The 15,903-nt window shown below is 71.9% G+C and carries 15 protein-coding genes and 1 pseudogene; 8 read left to right on the top strand and 8 right to left on the bottom strand.

The features are described 5' to 3' along the window. Positions 1-2: 2 nt before the first annotated feature. Positions 3-1,277 carry an ATP-dependent Clp protease ATP-binding subunit ClpX gene (gene clpX, locus IMZ11_RS22695; RefSeq protein WP_308066834.1) on the bottom strand — a complete coding sequence of 425 codons (1,275 nt, stop codon included), beginning with the start codon at positions 1,275-1,277 and terminating at the stop codon, positions 3-5. A 117-nt stretch (positions 1,278-1,394) separates the two neighbouring features. Here clpX and IMZ11_RS22690 point away from each other — a divergent pair, with 117 nt between their 5' ends. From IMZ11_RS22690 to IMZ11_RS22670, 4 genes are all read left to right on the top strand, one after another. Next, positions 1,395-2,480, top strand: a complete 1,086-nt coding sequence (locus tag IMZ11_RS22690) for a TetR/AcrR family transcriptional regulator (RefSeq protein ID WP_228644357.1) — start codon at positions 1,395-1,397, stop codon at positions 2,478-2,480. 135 nt (positions 2,481-2,615) lie between these two features. After that, positions 2,616-4,508: a S9 family peptidase gene (locus IMZ11_RS22685; protein ID WP_228644356.1), complete on the top strand. Its 1,893-nt coding sequence runs from the start codon at positions 2,616-2,618 to the stop codon at positions 4,506-4,508. Then, on the top strand, positions 4,457-5,782 hold the full coding sequence (locus tag IMZ11_RS22680) for a serine hydrolase (RefSeq protein WP_228644355.1): 1,326 nt from the start codon (positions 4,457-4,459) through the stop codon (positions 5,780-5,782). The genes IMZ11_RS22685 and IMZ11_RS22680 overlap by 52 nt, the downstream gene beginning before the upstream one ends. Before the next feature lie 257 nt (positions 5,783-6,039). Then, on the top strand, positions 6,040-7,653 hold the full coding sequence (locus tag IMZ11_RS22670) for a CdaR family transcriptional regulator (RefSeq protein WP_228644353.1): 1,614 nt from the start codon (positions 6,040-6,042) through the stop codon (positions 7,651-7,653). A gap of 127 nt (positions 7,654-7,780) precedes the next feature. Here IMZ11_RS22670 and menC read toward each other — a convergent pair. Then, positions 7,781-8,882 (bottom strand): annotated as a pseudogene (menC, locus tag IMZ11_RS45965) (o-succinylbenzoate synthase). Between menC and IMZ11_RS22660 the strand changes: the two are divergent. Next, the gene (locus tag IMZ11_RS22660) at positions 8,770-9,000 is read left to right on the top strand and encodes a hypothetical protein (protein ID WP_228644402.1); all 231 of its coding nucleotides are present in this window, start codon (positions 8,770-8,772) and stop codon (positions 8,998-9,000) included. The pseudogene menC and the gene IMZ11_RS22660 sit on opposite strands and share 113 nt — an antisense overlap. Here IMZ11_RS22660 and IMZ11_RS22655 read toward each other — a convergent pair whose 3' ends face one another. The 5 genes from IMZ11_RS22655 to IMZ11_RS22635 form a co-directional block, all read right to left on the bottom strand. After that, the gene (locus IMZ11_RS22655) at positions 9,001-9,780 is read right to left on the bottom strand and encodes a GNAT family N-acetyltransferase (RefSeq protein WP_228644352.1); all 780 of its coding nucleotides are present in this window, start codon (positions 9,778-9,780) and stop codon (positions 9,001-9,003) included. Further along, on the bottom strand, positions 9,777-9,941 hold the full coding sequence (locus IMZ11_RS22650; RefSeq protein ID WP_228644351.1) for a hypothetical protein: 165 nt from the start codon (positions 9,939-9,941) through the stop codon (positions 9,777-9,779). The genes IMZ11_RS22655 and IMZ11_RS22650 overlap by 4 nt, the downstream gene beginning before the upstream one ends. Positions 9,942-10,067: 126 nt before the next feature. Continuing rightward, positions 10,068-10,517 carry a protein-tyrosine phosphatase family protein gene (locus IMZ11_RS22645; RefSeq protein ID WP_228644350.1) on the bottom strand — a complete coding sequence of 150 codons (450 nt, stop codon included), beginning with the start codon at positions 10,515-10,517 and terminating at the stop codon, positions 10,068-10,070. 52 nt (positions 10,518-10,569) lie between these two features. After that, complete coding sequence (locus IMZ11_RS22640) at positions 10,570-11,553, bottom strand: hypothetical protein (RefSeq protein WP_228644349.1); 984 nt, start codon at positions 11,551-11,553, stop codon at positions 10,570-10,572. A gap of 103 nt (positions 11,554-11,656) precedes the next feature. Then, positions 11,657-12,541, bottom strand: a complete 885-nt coding sequence (locus tag IMZ11_RS22635; protein ID WP_228644348.1) for a hydroxymethylglutaryl-CoA lyase — start codon at positions 12,539-12,541, stop codon at positions 11,657-11,659. Between the two features lie 75 nt (positions 12,542-12,616). Here IMZ11_RS22635 and IMZ11_RS22630 point away from each other — a divergent pair, with 75 nt between their 5' ends. The 3 genes from IMZ11_RS22630 to IMZ11_RS22620 are packed head-to-tail and all read left to right on the top strand — an operon-like array spanning position 12,617 to position 15,134. Continuing rightward, positions 12,617-13,282 carry a GntR family transcriptional regulator gene (locus IMZ11_RS22630; RefSeq protein ID WP_228644347.1) on the top strand — a complete coding sequence of 222 codons (666 nt, stop codon included), beginning with the start codon at positions 12,617-12,619 and terminating at the stop codon, positions 13,280-13,282. After that, positions 13,279-14,475, top strand: a complete 1,197-nt coding sequence (locus IMZ11_RS22625) for a CaiB/BaiF CoA-transferase family protein (protein ID WP_228644346.1) — start codon at positions 13,279-13,281, stop codon at positions 14,473-14,475. Before IMZ11_RS22630 ends, IMZ11_RS22625 begins: the two co-directional genes overlap by 4 nt. Positions 14,476-14,504: 29 nt before the next feature. Then, positions 14,505-15,134 (top strand): isochorismatase family protein, encoded by a 630-nt coding sequence (locus IMZ11_RS22620; RefSeq protein WP_228644345.1) that lies wholly within the window; start codon positions 14,505-14,507, stop codon positions 15,132-15,134. A 10-nt stretch (positions 15,135-15,144) separates the two neighbouring features. Here IMZ11_RS22620 and IMZ11_RS22615 read toward each other — a convergent pair whose 3' ends face one another. Beyond that, positions 15,145-15,888, bottom strand: a complete 744-nt coding sequence (locus IMZ11_RS22615; protein WP_228644344.1) for an arylmalonate decarboxylase — start codon at positions 15,886-15,888, stop codon at positions 15,145-15,147. Between the last annotated feature and the right edge of the window lie 15 nt (positions 15,889-15,903).

The following is a 15,903-nucleotide window of genomic DNA, read 5'->3' as shown; positions in this document are numbered from 1 at the left end:
ACTCAGGCGGACCTCTCGCGGCGTCCGGCGCCGGAGCCGAGCCGTCCGCGCGGCACCAGGGTCGGGTTGACGTTGTCGAGCACGGTGGCGCGGTCCACCACGACGCGGGCCACGTCGTCCCGGCTCGGCACCTCGTACATCACGTTGAGCAGGATCTCCTCGAGGATCGCGCGCAGCGCCCTGGCGCCGGTGCGGCGCAGCATCGCCTGGTCGGCGATCGCGGCGACGGCGTCCTCGGTGAACTCCAGCTCGACGCCGTCCATCCCGACCAGCTTCCGGTACTGCTTGATCAGCGCGTTGCGCGGCTCGGTGAGGATCCGCGTCAACGCCGCCCGGTCCAGCGGCCGGAAGGCCGACACCACCGGAAGTCGTCCGACGAGCTCCGGGATCAGTCCGAAGCGCACCAGGTCCTGCGGCATGACCTGGGCGAGGTCGTGTTCCTCGGCAGCCTCCGTGGTGCGGAGCGCGGCGCCGAACCCGGCGCCCACGCGGCCGGTCCGCTGCTCGACGATCCCCTCCAGGCCGGGGAACGCGCCGCCGACGATGAACAGCACCCGGGTCGTGTCGATCTGGATGGTGTCCTGGTGCGGGTGCTTGCGGCCGCCCTGGGGAGGCACATTCGCGGTCGTGCCCTCCAGGATCTTCAGCAGCGCCTGCTGGACGCCCTCGCCGGAGACGTCCCGTGTGATCGACGGGTTCTCGCTCTTGCGGGAGACCTTGTCGATCTCGTCGATGTAGACGATGCCGGTCTCGGCCCTGCTCACGTCGTAGTCGGCGGCCTGGATCAGCTTGAGCAGGATGTTCTCCACGTCCTCCCCGACGTACCCGGCCTCGGTCAGCGCGGTGGCGTCGGCGACGGCGAACGGAACGTCGAGCATGCGGGCGAGCGTCTGGGCGAGGTAGGTCTTGCCGCAGCCGGTCGGGCCGATCAGCAGGACGTTGGACTTGGCCAGCTCCAGATCGTCGTCCCTGCCGCGTTCGCCGGGGTGCCGCACCCGCTTGTAGTGGTTGTAGACCGCCACCGCGAGCGTCCGCTTGGCGTCCTCCTGCCCGACGACGTACTGGTCGAGGAACTCGTGGATCTCCCGGGGCTTCGGCAGGCGCCGCGCTCCGTCCTCTGCGCTCTCGCCGCGCTCCTCCTCGATGAGCTCGTTGCAGAGCTCGACGCACTCGTCACAGATGCAGATGTGACCCGGACCCGCGATGAGCTTCCTGACCTGCTGCTGGCTCTTCCCGCAGAACGCGCACGCCAGCACGTTGTCACCGGTGCGTGCCACTCGGAAACGCCTCTCCTGGTGTACCCGAATGATCATAACATTCAGATGATGATGTCATTTGAATGGCCACGCTATCGTGGTTCGGCAGGTACGGCAAACGCCGCCACGAGGAGGACGATGGCCCGGCTCAGCAGGGCGCAGACGCAGGAACGCACCCGCGCCAAGGTGCTCGCCGCGGCCAGGGACGAGTTCGCCGCGCGCGGCTTCCGCGACGCGAAGATCGACGGCATCGCCGAGCGCGCCGAGCTCACCCGAGGCGCGGTCTACTCCAACTTCCCCGGCAAGCGGGCCCTCTACTTCGCCGTCCTGGCCGACCTGGCCGAGCGCGCACCCGGCCCGTCACATCCGGAGCCGGGCCTGACCACCCGGGAGGCGCTGCGCGCCTTCGCCCGCGCCTGGGTCGCCCGGCTGCCGCTCGCCACGAGCGACGAGCACGGTCCGGCCCGGCTCGGCGTGGACCTGCTGCACGAGGTCCTCGCCGACGAGCGCACCCGGCGCCCGTTCGCGCAGCTGATGAAACTGGACGCGATCCTGCTCGGGCTCGCCCTCGAACGGCTGGCCCCGCCGGGGACGGGCCGCCTGGTCCGGGTGGCCGAGATCGCGCTCACGACCCTGCACGGCGCCGGCCAGATGGCCGCCGCCGCCCCCGGCTTCGTCGAGCCGTTCGACATCGTCGACGCCTGCGAGCGACTGGCCGACCTCGATCTCGGCGACCGGTGGCCGCCCCCGCACGTGACCTGGGTCCCGGCCGCCCGCCCCGCCGACGAGCCCTGGTCCCCGCCGTCCGCGACGGACGCGATCCGGGGCGAGCCCGCGCGGCTCACCGGCGACGGCGTGGTGGCCGTGCTCGGCCTGCACCGGCTGTCCGCGGCCGAGGAGGCGGTGCGGGCCGCGCCGCCCGGAGCCGGGGTCACCGCCGTCCTGGTCACCGGCGACCCGGGCGAGCTGGCGCCGCTGGCGCGACTGGCCGTCGCCGACCTGTGCGGCTGCCTGCGCCCGGCGTTCCCGCGTTCGGCGTGGCCGCGCCTCCAGGTGGTGTACGACGAGTCCGGCGCCCTCGCCGCGGCGGCGGGCGTGGCCGCCGTCAGCGACGGGACGGAGGTCGCCGTCCGCGTCGAATCCGGCCGGATCGTCGCCCGTGCCGAGGGCCTCGGCGCCGTCCACGCCGCCGCGTCCGCCGTCGTCCGGTCCCCGTCGCCGTAACTCGTCGCAGTAGCCCGCCGCAGTAGCCCGCCGCCGTAGCCCGCCGCGCCGGGTTGGAGGACGGCACAACGAAACGGGCCGGATTCGTCGAGGCGGCCGAAGAAGTCGCCGGGAACGGGTGCCTAGTGTTCGGTCATGCCTCGCCTCTCCCTCAGCGACCTCTACCGCCTCGCGGTGCCGGGGGACCCCCGGCTCCGCCCTGACGGGAGCACCGTGGCCTACACGGTCACCAGGGCCGATCGTGAGTCCGACGAGAACCGGTCCGAGATCTGGCTCGCCGCTCCCGGTGGCGAACCGCGACGCCTGACGGGCGGCCCGCGCGACTCCTCCCCGCGCTGGTCGCCCGACGGGCGCTCGCTCGCCTTCCTCCGCCCCGTGGACGGGAAGCCGCAGATCCACCTGCTGCCGATGGACGGCGGTGAACCCCGCGTCCTCACCTCCGCGCCGCTGGGGGCGGGCGCCGCGGTCTGGTCGCCGGACGGGACGCTGATCGCGTACGCCGCGCCGCACGGCGACCTCGACCCGCACGCCCCGGTCGTCGCCGACAGCCTGGAGTACAAGGCCGACGGCACGGGTCTGCTGCGTGGCCTGACCACGCATCTCGTCGTGGTGTCCGTGGACACGGGTGAGGCCCGGCAGATCACCGCGGGCGACTTCCACGCGGGCGAGCCGTCCTGGTCGCCGGACGGCGGGAGGCTCGCCTTCACCACGAGTATGGAGGCCGACCGCGACCTGACCGCGGCCGGCGCGGTCTACTCGGTGGACGTCTCCGGCGGCGAACCCGAGCGGCTCACCGGCCCCGGCGTGATCTGCGCGGGCGCCTGGTGGCTGGGCGAACGGCTGCTGGTCGTCGGATACGACGGCGACCCGGTGGGCCACGCCCGCCTGTTCGACCTCGGGGCGGACGGCCTCGTGGAGATCGAGACCGGCATCGACCGCAACGTCATGGTGGGCGCCCCGGGATATCCCGGCGCGACGCCCCAGCTCGCGGGCGACGACCTGATCTTCTGCGCGCGGGACGGCGGCTTCACCCATCTCTACCGCGCACCCGGTGAGAAGATCATCGGCGGGGATCAGGTGGTCTCCGGCGTCAGCGCGGCGAAAGGCAGGATCGCCTACATCGCGGCGACGCCGTACAGCGCGGGCGAGGTCTACCTCGCGGATGTCCCCGCGAACGGGGCCGTGACGGCCTCCGAGGCGACCAGGCTCTCCTCCCACGGGCTCCACGATGTCGAACTGTTCATCCCGCGGAGCCGTACCTTCACCGCCCCTGACGGGACGCGGGTCGAGGGATTCGTGCTGCGGGACGAGACGCTCACGGAGCCGGGACCGCTCCTGCTGGACGCGCACGGCGGCCCGCACAACGCCTGGGCGCCGGTCTTCGACGGCGTCCACCTCTACCACCAGGTGCTCGCCGCCCGGGGCTGGACGGTGCTGACCGTCAACCCGCGCGGCAGCGACGGGTACGGCGAGGCGTTCTACACCGCCGCCGTCGGAGCCTGGGGCGTCGCCGACACCGACGACTTCCTGAGCCCGATCGACGACCTGGTCGCCGAAGGCGTCGCCGACCCCGACCGGCTCGCGGTGACGGGCTACAGCTACGGCGGCTACGTCTCCTGCTGGCTGCCCACCCGGACCGGCCGGTTCAAGGCGGCCATCCCCGGAGGGTGCGTCAGCGACCTGACCAGCATGGCCGGAACCTCCGACGCGGGGCACTTCCTCAAGGCGTACGAGTGCCGGGGCGACATCGCGGAGCAGTCCCCGATGACCCACGTCGCCCGGGTGACCACGCCCACGCTGATCCTCCACGGGGAGGACGACGACCGGTGCCCGGTCGGCCAGGCCGAGCAGTGGTTCGCCGCGCTACGCGAACAGGGCGTGCCGGTCCGGCTGGTCCGCTATCCCGGCGGCTCTCATCTGTTCATCCTCAACGGCCGCCCGTCCCACCGGGTGGACTACAACGAAAGGATCGTCGAGTGGCTGGAGCAGTGGATCCCGGTCGATGGCACGCCCGTCTCGCCGAGCTGATCGCCGAATACGAGGTACCCGGCGCCAACCTGGCCTTCCTTCATGAGGGGGAGGTGCACGAGTACGCCGCCGGCGTGCTCAACACGGCCACCGGAGTGGAGGTGACCACCGACTCCCTCTTCCAGATCGGCTCGGTCACCAAGGTGTGGACCGCCACGCAGATCATGCTGCTCGTCGAGCGGGGCGAGCTGACGCTCGAGACCCCGGTCGCCGAGGTCCTGCCCGAGTTCCGGGTCGCCGATCCGGAGGTGACCACGACCGTCACGATCCGTCACCTGCTCACGCACACCTCCGGAATCGACGGGGACCTGTTCCTCGACACGGGCCGCGGTGACGACTGCGTGGAGAAGTACGTCCGGGCGTGCGCCGACCTGGCGCAGAACCACCCCCTCGGCGCCACCCAGTCGTACTGCAACTCCGGGTTCATCGTCGCCGGGCGCGTCATCGAGCGCCTCACCGGTCAGGTCTGGGACGCCGCGCTGCGTGAGCAGATCATCGAGCCGCTCGGCCTCACCCACACCTGGACCCTGCCCGAGGACGTCCTGCGCTTCCGCGGCGCCATGGGCCACATGGGCGGCGCGCCCGCTCCCACCTGGGGGCTGATGCGCTCCTGCGGCCCGGCCGGGCTGATCTGCGCCCGCCCCGCCGACGTCGTCGCGTTCGCCCGCGCGCACCTGGGCACCGAGCTGATCGCCGACCCCGCGGCGATGTGGGAGCCGCAGGTGGACATCCCCAACCCGTACACCCTCGGAAAGCAGTGGGGCATCGGCTGGATCCTGGACGAGTGGCAGGGCCGCCGGGTCGTCTCGCACGGCGGCAACACCATCGGCCAGGCCGCCATGCTCTGGATGATCCCCGAGACGGAGACGGTGGTGTGCGTGCTGGCCAACGGCGGCCACACCGCCGCCTTCCAGCACGCCCTGGCGACCGAGCTCTTCGACGAGCTGCTCGGCCTGGCGGTGCCGCCCGTACTCGGCCCGCCGGCGGAGCCGTACGAGACCGAAGCCGCGCGGTACGCCGGCGTGTACGAGCGGGCGGGCAGCCGGATGACGCTGACCGCGCGCGACGGAAAGCTCTCGCTGTACGGCGAGGCCACCGGTGCCCTCGCCGGGCTGCAGCCGCCGATGGAGTTCGACCTCGTCCCGGTCGACGACACCACCTTCGTCGGCAGGCCGGACGGTGAGCCCCAGTGGCTCTCGGCCGTCTTCTACCAGCTCGACGACGGTTCGCCGTACGTCCACCTCGGTGTGCGCGCCACCCCCAAGATCGCCTGAGGCGTCAGCATGCTCGAGGACACACCGGCGTGGAGACGACGACCGACAGCGTCTTCCAGGTCGGCTCCACCACCAAGCTGTGGACCGCCGCCCTGGTCTGCCGCGCCGCCCACATCCACAACGGCCGGGCGCTACCCCGTGCGTGACGCCCTCCGGGAGACCTTGCCCAAGGCGGACGCGGCGATCGGCCGGGCGGCCCGCATGGCCATCGAGCACCTTCGCGAGTGATGTCCATTTACGTTCACTATCGTGAGCGGATGAGTGACCGGCCACGTTCCAGCCTGCGGCGCATCCTGGAAGATCTGGGCAGCACCGTGCTGGACGTGGCCGCCGCACCCGGCGAGCTCGACGCCGAGGTCACCGGCGTGCACATCTACGACCCCCTCGACGAGCTGCTCCTGCCCGCGGGCGGCATCCTGCTCGCCGTCGGGGTCGACCGCGCGGAGCAGATCTGCGCCCTGCTCGACGCGGCGGGCGCGGCGGCGGGGATCGTCGTCAAGCAGCCGGTGGACGCCGACGACCTCGTCCGCGCGAAGGTCCGCCAGACCGGGGTGGCGGTCCTGGGACTCACCCGCGCCGCCTCGTGGGCGCAGGTGGCCGCGCTGCTGCGCTCCCTGCTGGCGGAGGGCGACCTCACAGAGCCGGGGGAGGCCCCGCACGACGACCTGTTCGCCCTGGCCAACGCCGTGTGCGCGTTGCTGGACGCGCCGGTCACCATCGAGGACAGGTCCTCCCGGGTGCTGGCGTACTCCGGGCGGCAGGACGAGGCCGACGCGGGCCGGGTCGCGACCGTGCTCGGCCGCCAGGTGCCGGAGCGGTACCGCCGGATGCTGGAGCAGCGCGGATTCTTCCGGCAGCTCTACCAGAGCCGCGAGCCGATCTACATCGAACTGCACGACGGCAGCCTCAACCGGGCGGCGGTGGCCGTACGGTCGGGAGACGAGATCCTCGGCTCCATCTGGGCCGCCGTGCGCGAACCGCTGAGCGGGCAGCGCCGACAGGCACTCGGCGACGCCGCCAAGATCGTCGCCTTGCAGCTGCTGCGGCAGCGGGCCGGGACGGACGCCCAGCGGCGGCTTCGCACCGACCTGCTGTCCACCGTGCTCGCGGGCGGCGGGGACGCCGCCGAGGCCGCCGGCCGCCTCGGCGTCGCGAGCGAGCGTCTCTGCGTGCTCGCCGCCCAGCTCAGCGGCGGATCCGAGACCGACGCAGCCCGCAGGGAGAGCGATCGGCAGCGGTTCTGCGACGCGCTCGCCCTGCACGTCGGCGCCATCCACCCCAAAGCCGCGGCCGCGCTGGTCGGCTCGGTCGCCTACGCCGTACTCCCGATGCACGCGAGCGGGGAGGAGGAGGCGCGGGCCGTGCGGGTCGCCGAGAGCTTCCTCGCCCGCGTCGGTCCCCGGCACGCGGCCAACATCGGCGTGGGGCGCATGGCGCGCAACCTGGCCGAGGTGGCCAGATCCCGGGCCGACGCCGATCGGGCGCTGCGGGTGCTGCGGGCCCGCGAGGCGTCCGGCACGGTCGCCGGCTACACCTCCGTACACTTCGAGTCGCTGCTGCTCCAGCTCTCGGACCTGGTCCAGGCCGAGGAGCAGACGCCCACCGGGCCCTACGAGCGGCTCCTCGCCCATGACGCGGAGCACGGCAGCGAACTGGCCGCCACCCTGCGGGCGTACCTGGACGCCTTCGGGGACGTGAACGCCGCCTCGGCCAGGGTGCACGTGCACGCCAACACCTTCCGCTACCGGTTGAAGCGGCTGCTCGAGATCAGCGGCCTGGACCTGGCCGACCCCGAAGCCCGGCTGGCCGCGATGCTCCAGATGCGGATCTTCGGTCCGTCGTCCGGTACGTCTCCGACGTCGTGGCGGTGATGCACGAGGGGAGGCTCGTCGAGACGGGGCCGGCCGAGGAGGTGGTGGGCGCGCCCGGGGAGGGCTACACCCGCTCGCTGCTTGCGGCGGTTCCCCGCCTCGGCCGGGGCTGACGGGCGGCCTCGCGCTACCTCGTGATCCACTCGGTGGAGGTGGTGACCTCGTCCAGGATGTCCTGGACGGGGTCGACGCCGATGCCGGGGCCCGTCGGGACGTCCAGGTGGCCGTCGCGCAGCTCGAACGGCGGTGTGATGTCGGTGGCGAAATAGCGGCGTGAGGCCGAGGTGTCGCCGGGCAGCGTGAAGCCGGGAAGGGCGGCCAGGGCGACGTTGGCCGCCCGGCCGATCCCCGTCTCCAGCATGCCGCCGCACCACACGGCGACGCCGTGGGCGCGGGCCAGGTCGTGGATGCGGCGCGCCTCCAGGTAACCCCCGACGCGGGCGGGCTTGACGTTGACGATCGAGCAGGCGCCCAGGGTGATGGCGGCCGCGGCGTGCTCGGCCGATTCGATGGACTCGTCCAGGCAGACCGGGGTGGTGATCCTGCGGGCGAGCGCGGCGTGCTGCACCATGTCGTCGTTGGCCAGCGGCTGCTCGATGAGCAGCAGGTCGAAGGCGTCGAGCTTGGCCAGATGGGGGGGCGTCGGTCAGGGTGTAGGCGGCGTTGGCGTCGACCTGGAGCGGCACGTCCGGGCCGAACCGCTCGCGTACGGCGCGGACGGGTGCGAGGTCCCAACCGGGCTGGATCTTCAGCTTGATCCGGACGTACCCCTCGGACAGGTAGCCCTCGACGGCGTCGAGCAGCTCGGGGATCGAGTCCATGATGCCGACCGACACCCCGCAGGGCACCCGCTCTGCGGCGGCGCCGAGGAAGGAGGCGAAGGACTGGCCGGAGGAGCGGAGCTGGGCGTCCAGGACCGCCGTCTCCAGGGCGGCCTTGGCCATCCGGTGGCCCTTGAACGGAGCCAGTGCCCGGCCCGTGCCGAAGGCGTCGACGCGGGCGGGCAGGGCGGGGATGAGGAAGCGGCGCAGCGCCTCGGCGGCGCCGTCGGCGTACTCGGAGGAGTAGAGCGGCTCCGACATGGCCGCGCACTCGCCCCAACCTTCGGCGTCGGGGGTGACGACCCGTACGAGCAGCACGTCGCGGGCCGTCTCGGTGCCGAACGAGGTGCGGAACGGCGCCACCAGCGGCATCGCGATCCGCCGCATCTCGATTCCAGTGATCTTCATGATGGTGCGGCTTTCCGCCGCGTCTCCCTCCGACACGGCCGCCGGTGGGGCGGCCTGCTCGTCTCTTCCACCGCTCGCCCCCGCGTGTCCGTCGACCGGCCGGGGGAAGGCCGTCTGATCAGGCCGGATGTTCCACGACATAACAGGACTTCCGGTGGAACCCGGTGACCCGGTAGTCGTCTCGCAGGAGGCCGCCCAGCACCTCGCGTACGGCGTGCCGCCACGCCTTGGCCGCGCCGGGGTCGGTACGGCGCAGGCTCTCGATGTCGCCGGGCACCGCCACCAGGACCGTCCGCGCGTCGGTCCGGCCGGGGACCGGATGGCCGTCCCTGTCGGCCAGCCCGATCGCCGCGTCCGGCGGGATCTGCGGCGCGTACGGCTCCCGCCGGACGGCGGCCAGCACGTGCGGATCGGTCAGGCGCCAGATGGCGAGCATCCGGTCCGACTCGTCCCCGCCGTTGATCGCGTCCTCCATGGTGCCGTAGAACGACGGCAGGTATTCCTCGGGGCGCGCGCCGAGCTTGGCCAGGTTGAAGTGGGCGTTGCGGCGCACCAGCGGGTCGTAGGTCCAGGTGATCCGGTCCAGGCCCCGGGCGAGCGCCCAGTCGCGCTGGTGCAGCTTGAGCGTGTACCCGATCCCGCGGCCGATCGAGGCGCCGGTGACGTGGGAGTGCAGCACCCGGCCGGCCGGGGCCGCCAGGAAACCGACGGAAGCACCGGACAGGCGGTCCCCCTCGTAGGCCCCGGTGACGTAGTTCCCCGAGTGCGACAGCGCCCGCATCAGCTCCACGGTGATGGGCGCGCCGCCCGGCTCCGGGTGCCAGATGTCGTCGAAGAACCGGAAGACGTCCTCGAACTCCGCGATGGTGTGGAGCTCGCGTACCGCCACCCCGGTCATCCGAGCACCGTCCGGACCAGTTCGGCGACGAGCGTGTGCTCGTGGGCCGCGTGCGCGCCGCCGTCGGCCGCGGCCTCGAGCACGAACGCGGCGGAGAAGGACTCGCAGACGACGAGCTCCTCCAGGTCCTCAAGCATCAGGCCGAGGTTCACTACGGACACGTACCAGCCCTCCGATGGATGTTTACCGCAACGGTATGAGAAGGCAGGGCTGGGGAATTCGTCCGCTTCACCTAAGAGGATCGCGTTGTTCGTCCGTGCGGCCAAGAGGCGGGCATACCCCGGGGATCACGACCCGGTGTGGGCGGCGAACCACGCCACCCACCGCCGTTGCCAGGGAGTCTCGATCGCCCGGTGGTGGTAGTGCTCGCGTGTCCAGGTGACGGCGTCGTGAGGGGACAGACCCGTGAGGGTGGCCAGACAGGCCATGACCGTGCCGGTCCGGCCGACACCTCCGTCGCAGGCGACCTCGACGGCCTCGCCGGACCGTGCCCGGTCATGCAGGTGGGTGATGGAGCGGGCGGCCGCGTGCCGGTCCAGGGGGAGCAGGAAGTCCGGCCAGCGGATCCATTCGTGCGGCCAGAGCAGAGCGGCCTGATGACGACGCCGGAGGCGGGCGGAGCCGAGGTAGACCGCGAAGTCGGGTACCGGGCCGCCGGGAGCGGGCCTGCGCAGCCCCCGACCGCGGATCTGGACGCCGTCGGGGAGCCGGGTCGCGCCGGTGAGCGGTTTTCTCATGCGGTGATTGTGGCTCACCGGCGTCGCCGCCGGCGTCTGACGGATTCCGGTGTCAGGAGTTGGGGATGACCGCCGCGTACGGCAGGCTGCCGCCGAGGACGACGTTCGCCCGGCTGCCGCAGGTGGAGAGATCGTCGGAGTCACCGCAGTAGTGGGAAGCGGTGTACGAACCGGTCGCGAGGTCCCGCGCCCAGGTCGAGGTGAAGTCGCGCAGCCGGGAGACCTGCGTGGCGTTGGGGGAGCAGGCGGCGCCGAGGACGCCGATCGCGTCGGTGTTCTCCCCCTCGGCGTCGATGTGGCAGCTACCTCCGGAGGGGATCCCGAGGGTGTACTTCGTCCACACGAGCTGGATGCCGACGAAGTCCGACCCGAGGCTCGCCAGCGCGTCGAAGGAGTTGTTGAACAGGTTGGCGACGCTCGGCCGAGCCGCGATCTGGAGGACCGGGCGGGTGGCGCCGGCCGAGATGGCGAGGAGGTTGTCGGTGAAGCCCGAGGACGCCACGCCGTCGAACAGGATCGCGCCCTTCAGGTTCGGGTAGCCGTTGCCGGCCAGGCGCGCGCCGACGACGCTCGCGAAATGGCCGCCGGCCGAGTGGCCGCCGACGATGTAGTTCACCGGCAGGGCCTTCCCGTTCGGTGGGGTGATCGCGCGGGAGCTCAGCAGGTCACCGAGCTGGTCGCCCAGCGCCGGGTTGCCGTTGCTCATGTCGGCGTCCACGCAGAACACCATGACGCCCTTCTCGGCGATGGCCTTGCTGGTGTCGCGCAGGTTCGAGCAGCCGCGGCTGAATCCGTGCTGGACCAGCATCAGAGCCGTCGCGGTGCCGTCGGGCAGGTACCACCTCAGGTTGTAGGAGGTCCCGGCGATGATCGTGGAGCTGTCGACGCATGTGGTGACGCCGGAGGAGTAGCCGTCGCACGCCGTCGCGGCCCGCGCCGCCGGGGCGGTCGTGACCAAGGCCGTCATGAGCAGGCCGATCGCGGCGATGATCGCGGCCGCGGCATGCCGCGGCCGCCGGTCGATGGTGATTTTCACACGTTTCTCCCTGTACTCGGCGGGGTGGTGGCACCTTTCACTGGTCGGGGGAAATGGAAACGGTGTTTCGTACAGTAGAACGGGCTGCCGGGTTGTGCAATGCTCAGGAGTCCGGCCAGATCCCCGCACGGCCGAGCTGGGCGGGGACCCGGGTGCCCAGCGCGGCCTCGACGAGCTCGGCGGCGGCCAGTACGCCGACCAGGTCGACCCCGGTGGCGATCCCCGAGCGGTGCAGCAGGTAGGCCAGATCCTCGGTGGCGATGTTGCCGGTGGCGGCGGGGGCGAAGGGGCACCCGCCGATGCCGCCCGCGCTGGCGTCGAGGGCGACGGCGCCCGACTCCAGCGCGGCCACGGCGTTCGCGTATCCGGTGTTGCGGGTGTTGTGGAAGTGGAAGCGCAGCGGCAGCGGGCTCACCTCGCGGACGGCGGCGGCCAGTCGCCGCACGTCGGCGGGGACGCCAACGCCGATGGTGTCGGCCAGCGCGATCTCCTGCGCTCCCGGACAGCGCCGTACGATGCCGGCGACCAGGTCCGGAGTCACCTCGCCCTCGAACGGGCAGCCGAAGGCGGCCGCCACGGTCAGCGTCACCCGGAGCCCCGCCTCGCGGGCGCGGGCGGCGATCACGCCGAACCCGGCGACGGCGTCGTCCACGGACATGCCCTGGTTGCGCTGGGAGAAGGTCTCCGTGGCCACCACCACGACGTTGACCTCGTCCACCCCGGCCGGCATCGCGCGGTCGAGGCCGCGCTCGTTCAGCACCAGCCCCGCGTAGCGGACCCCCGGGACACGCGGGACGCGGGCCATGACCTCCTCCGCGTCGGCCATCTGCGGAACCCGGCGCGGGTGGACGAAGCTGACGGCCTCGACGCGCCGCAGTCCGGCAGCGATCAGCGATCGGATGTAGGCCACCTTGGCGGCCGTGGGCACGATGACCGGCTCGTTCTGCAGCCCGTCGCGCGGCCCGACTTCGATGATCTCGATATCCATGGATTGTATGCAACCCCTTGCTCGAAACCGGTGTTTTCCGCATCATGGTGGCAGTTCGACCGGAGGAATGTACACATGACAGTGACGGATGATTTGCGGAGCCTGATCCTCGGCGGGCACTACGCCCCGGGAGCCCGGCTCGGCGAGGTCGATCTCGCCGAGACGCTCGGCGTCAGCCGCACCCCGGTCAGGGAGGCCCTGTGGCGCCTGCAGGCCGAGGGACTGGTCGAGATCACGGCCAACAAGGGAGCGCGGGTCGTGGAGTACCCCCGCGAGGACCTGGAGACGATCTTCGAGCTGCGGGCCAGGATCGAGGGGCTCGCCGCCAGACAGGCGGCCGTCACCGCCACCGCCGAGGACGCGGCGCACCTGCACGAGGTCGCCGTCGCGATCAGGGACCACGCCGGACGGCGTGACCTGGACACCGTCTACCGGCTGAACGCCGACTTCCACCAGGCGTTGGTCCGGCTCGGCGGAAGCATGGTGCTCGCTCAGTCGATCAGCTCGCTGGTCCACTCGGCGGTTCTGCTGCGCACGTACAACTCCTTCGACGACGAGGCCATGCGGCGCAGCGTCGACCACCACATCGAGATCGCGGCGGCCGTACGGGCCGGGGACCCGGAGTGGGCGGAGGCGGTCATGCGCGCCCACCTGTTCTCCGCGCGGGCGTCGCTGCTGGGCCCGCGTCACCACGAAACGAACCTTCACCACGAAACGAGCCCTCACCAGGAGACGGAATGAGAGACATCCCCCTCGGCGACGTCCGCGTCATCGAGCTCGGGCAGCTGCTCGCCGGCCCGTTCTGCGGCCAGCTGCTCGGCGACTTCGGCGCGGAGGTCATCAAGGTCGAGGACCCCGGAAGGGGCGACCCCATGCGCCAGTGGGGCAGGGAGAAGCCCTACGGCAAGTCGCTGTGGTGGCCCGTCGTGGCGCGTAACAAGAAGTCGGTGACCTGCGACCTGCGCACCGCCGCGGGCCAGGACCTGGTCCGGCGGCTGGTGGAGCGGGCCGACGTCCTGCTGGAGAACTTCCGGCCCGGCACGCTGGAACGCTGGGGCATGAGCCCGGACGAGCTGCACGCGATCAACCCGCGGCTGATCATCACGCGTGTCACCGGGTTCGGACAGACCGGCCCCTACGCGCCGCGGGCGGGCTACGGCTCGATCGGTGAGGCGATGGGCGGCATCCGCCATGTCACCGGCGACCCGGACCGGCCGCCGTCGCGTGCCGGGATCTCGCTCGGCGACTCGCTCGCCGCCGTGCACGCGTGCGTGGGCACGCTCGTCGCGCTGCATGAGCGCACGCGCAGCGGCAAGGGGCAGGTGGTCGACTCCGCGATCTACGAGGCCGTGCTGGCGATGATGGAGTCGATGCTGCCCGAATGGCAGCAGTCGTCCTACCAGCGCGAGCGCACCGGGCCCGTGCTGCCCAACGTCTCGCCGAGCAACGTCTATCCCACGATGGACGGCGACTCCGTCCTCATCGCCGCCAACCAGGACAGCGTCTTCACCCGGCTGGCCAAGGTCATGGACCGGCCCGAGCTCGCGGCCGACGACCGGTACGCGACGCACAGCGCGCGCGGCGAGCACATGGCCGAACTGGACGAGATCATCGCCGCCTGGACCGCCGGGATCGACGCCGAGGACCTGCTGGCCCGGCTCAACGAGGGCGGCGTGCCTGCCGGGCGCATCTACCGGGCCGAGGACATGTTCGCGGACCCGCACTTCGCCGCCCGCGAGGCGATCGTGCGCGTCCCACACCCCGACTTCGGTGAGCTGGCGATGCAGAACGTCGTGCCCAAGCTGTCGGCCACGCCCGGCAGCGTGCGCAGCGTGGGACCCGCGCTGGGCCAGCACAACGAGGAGGTCTATCGGGGCCTGCTCGGACTCACCGACGCGGACCTCGCCCGCCTGTCGGGCGACGGCGTCATCTGACGTCGCCGGACGACCAGGAAGGAGCGCCCATGCCCCTGCCTCATGAACCTCATGACGTGGTCAGGCCCCATGCCGAGGTGTACGGGCGCTCCCTGCCCTTCGGGGACCGCCCGGTACTCCTCCTCATCGACCTGATGCGGGCCTACTTCGAGCCGGGAGCCGAGCTGTACATGGGCTCGCGCGCGTGCCTGGAGTCGGCGGCCCGTGTCCTGTCCGCGGCGCGTACGGCGGGCGTCCCGGTCATCCACACCCGGGTCGCGTTCGGCCCCGGCGGTGTCGACGGCGGGCTGTTCTTCCGGAAGGTGGCGCCGCTGCGGCATCTGGTCGGTGACGGTCCGCTCGGCGAGCTGATGCCCGAGGTGGCGCCCCGGGACGGCGAGCTGGTGATCGTCAAGCAGTACGCCAGCTCGTTCTTCGGCACCACCCTGGCCTCCACCCTGACCGCGTCGCGGGCCGACACCCTGGTCATCGCCGGTGTCTCGACCAGCGGTTGCGTCCGCGCCACCGCCGTCGACTCCGTGCAGCACGGGTTCGTGCCCGTCGTGGTACGGCAGGCCGTCGGCGACCGCGACGACCGCCCGCACGAGGCGAGCCTGTTCGACATCCAGGCCAAGTACGGCGAGGTCTGGGATGAGGCGGCGGTCGTCGCCCGGTTCTGACCGCCGTTTCTCAGTGGTCGCGCAGCAGGGATCCGGCGCCGTGGAGCTGGTCCTCGACGCCGTTGTCGCGCAGGGCCATCCACCAGGTGGCGGCGTTGATCGCGATGACCGGCTTGCCGAGCCAGCGCTCGGCCTCGTCGGCGAGCCCGACCATCGACAGGTTCGTCCCGCACTGGACGAGCGCGTCGACGTCGGGCCCGTCGACGCTGAGCAGGGCCTTTCTCAGCTCGTCCTCGGTGACATGGGCGATCGACACGGCGGTCGGACAGCGCAGGCCGTTGATCGCCGTCACCTCGAAGCCGATCTCGCCGAAGAACCGGACCACGTTCGCGTCACCCACCGGCTGGTACGGCGTGACGACGCCGATGCGGCGCGCGCCGTACAGCTTCAGGGCCCGCTCGCACGCCTCGGCGCCGGTCGCGACCCGCAGCCCGGTGATGTCGTGGATCTGCTTGACGAACTGGCGGTTCCCCTCGACCCCGCCCCAGAACGTCTCGGCGGACATGCCCATCACCATGTAGTCCGGCTCGCAGGTCAGCACCCGCTCGCAGGCCGCGCCGATCTCCTCGCGGATCTGCTCGAGCAGCCGCTCCATCCCCGCGTCGCCGTCCATGTTCTGGTCGCGGATGTGGATGCGGCTGAAGTGCGCGGTCACGCCGGGGACCGCCATGCGGTAGAGGTCCGGCTCCACGATCGTGTTCGTGGAGGGCGCGATCACGCCGAACTTCCGGCGCCAGCCGAGCGCGTCGGTCATTGAAATCTCCTTCGG

It is taken from the genome of Microtetraspora sp. AC03309 (genome assembly GCF_020826795.1).
Lineage (GTDB): Bacteria > Actinomycetota > Actinomycetes > Streptosporangiales > Streptosporangiaceae > Microtetraspora > Microtetraspora glauca.
This window is presented reverse-complemented; position numbering and strand designations above follow the sequence as displayed.